Annotated in this window: 2 protein-coding genes; one reads left to right on the top strand and one right to left on the bottom strand. The window is 72.2% G+C overall.

What is annotated here, in order from left to right:
- The coding region (locus FOE67_RS23265) for an FHA domain-containing protein (protein WP_182666803.1) at positions 1–346 on the top strand (346 nt) is incomplete at its 5' end.
- Positions 347–604: 258 nt separating this feature from the next.
- On the opposite strand, the gene FOE67_RS23270 is transcribed toward FOE67_RS23265, so the two are convergent.
- Positions 605–1,900: a lytic polysaccharide monooxygenase gene (locus tag FOE67_RS23270; protein ID WP_438874289.1), complete on the bottom strand. Its 1,296-nt coding sequence runs from the start codon at positions 1,898–1,900 to the stop codon at positions 605–607.
- Between the last annotated feature and the right edge of the window lie 342 nt (positions 1,901–2,242).

Genomic DNA, 2,242 nt, shown 5'->3' on the forward strand with positions numbered 1-2,242 from the left:
CCCGGGGCGGCTGGTGCGGGCGGTGGGGCGGCTGTCCGCCTTCCGCGAGCGGTTGCGGCACGCGTGGCGCCAGGAGCGACTGCCGGAGCTGCTGTTGCCGGTACCGGGCCCGCACCCGATGTCGATCGGGCGGGCGCCGGGGTCGGTGCTGCGGCTCAACGACGCGAGCGTCTCGCGTTTCCACGCGCAGCTGCACGCCGTGCCGGGCGGGGGGTGGTCGCTGCGCGACCTGGGGTCGGCCAACGGCACGTGGGTCAACGGTCGTCGGGTCACCGGCGCGGTGCCGGTGGCCCCGGGCGATCGGGTGCGGTTCGGCGGGACGGCGTTCCGGCTCGCCGCCCGCTGAGGGCCGTCCCGACCGCCCGGGGCCGTCCGTGGGCGGCCGGTGGAACGGCCCCGGGGCCATTCCACCGGCCGCCGGTGTGATCCGACCCGCCGCCGAGCGGGGGCTGGGAAGGGCGGCGGCGGGCCGGAGGTTCGGGGCCCGGACCGGTGCGCGGGGCCGGGAGGGCCGCCGCGCACCGACCGGGTGGTGCGGTGGCGCTGTTCTTCCGTGTTCTTCCGGGTTCTTCCGTGTTCCCCGGTGGTGCCGATCGGGGCCGGATCAGGCCGAGATCAGGCTCCGGGCGCCGGAGAGCATCCGGTCCAGCAGGGTCTCCGCGGCGGGGCCGGCCTGGGTGGTGTGCCCGGCGTGCTGCGCGTGCGCGGCGTGCTGGTCACCGGCCTGCGTGCCGGCCCGGAAGCCGCCGCACTCCACCGTCGAGTCGGCCGGCGGGCTGCCGGACGCGATGTAGCCGAAGGTGGTGGAGGCGCCCGGTGCGAGCGAGCCGTTCCAGCTCGCGTTCTGCACCATCACGTGGTTGCCGTGGACCGACGAGGTGCCGCTCCAGACCTGGTCCAGGGTGCTGCCCGCGGGCTGGTTCCAGGAGGCGGTCCAGCCGGTCAGCGCGACGTCCAGGGCGTTGGTGACGGTCACCTCGGCCTGGTAGCCGCCGGACCAGCTGCTGACGATGGTGCGCTGGGCGGTGCACTCCGCGCCGATGGGGCCCGAACCGCCGTTGTCGCCACCGCCGTTGCCGCCGTTGTCGCCGCCGCCGTTGTCGCCACCACCGGCGTTGGCGCCGCCGTTGTCACCACCGTTGCCGCCGTTGTCGCCACCGCTGTTGCCACCGGTGCCGCCGCCCACGGTGTTGCCACCGGGGCCGCCGCTGCCCACGCCGGGGATGGTGACCTCACCGCTGCCGCCGTCGAAGACGACGTCGGAGCAGCTGTAGAAGTTCTCCGGGCTGTCGGAGCGGACCCAGTGCATGTAGATGATGTGCTTGCCGGTCTTGTTCCTCGGCAGGTTGGCGGTCCAGTAGTACTCGGCCTCGACCGTGCCGACACTGCCGGTCCACGGCGGGTCGGTCACCGAGTGGAAGGGCTGGTCCTCCAGGTCATCCCAGGTCAGCGGCTTGGTGGGGTCGTAGCCGTCCTTGGTGACGTACAGGTGGAAGGTGCCCGGGTGGTGGGCCCACACGTTGTAGGTGAAGCGGAACGGCGCGCCCGCCGTCACGTGGGTGTAGGGCCAGTCGTCACGGGCCAGGTCGAAGCCCGAGAAGTCGTAGGCCCCGGAGCCACCGCTGCACAGCTGACCGTCGGGGATGAATCCCCGGGTCCGCCCCTGCGCGTTGGACTGCAGCACCGCGAACCAGTTGTAGTAGGCGGTCGCGCCGCCCTGCTGGAGCGCGGCCCGGCAGGCCGGGTTGGTGGGGTCGATCTGGCCGCTCTGGGTGACCGCGTGCTGCCAGCACAGGAAGGTCCGGCTGCCGGGACCCATCGGTGCGCCGTGCGCGGAGGCCGAGGGGCCGGTGAAGACGATCAGACCGACGGCGGGCAGGAAGGACAGCAGCGTCAACAACGCCGCCCTCCTCCGTCGCCCGGGAGTTGCTCGGAATCTCATCGCGTGACGTCCCTTCGCGTGATGAGGTGGGGGGGTGGTCCATGATTCGCTCATGGGAGCGCTCCCATACAGGGGAACGTAGCGTTCTTCGTTGAACCTGTAAAGACATCGCGCACGCGGCAACCTTTCGGCCGCCGGCGCGCGTTGACGCCCCACGGGGTGACGCGACCGTGCCCGGGACACCCCCCGGAGGGACGGGGGAGCGGCCCGGGCGCAGGTCCTGTCGCTTATCCACATCTCCGACCCCACGAGACTTCGAGATACCTAGTATGCTGTTTTCTTCTTGAAAAAAAAAGACAG

It is taken from the genome of Streptomyces calidiresistens, assembly GCF_014141525.1.
In the GTDB taxonomy this organism is placed as follows: domain Bacteria; phylum Actinomycetota; class Actinomycetes; order Streptomycetales; family Streptomycetaceae; genus Streptomyces; species Streptomyces calidiresistens.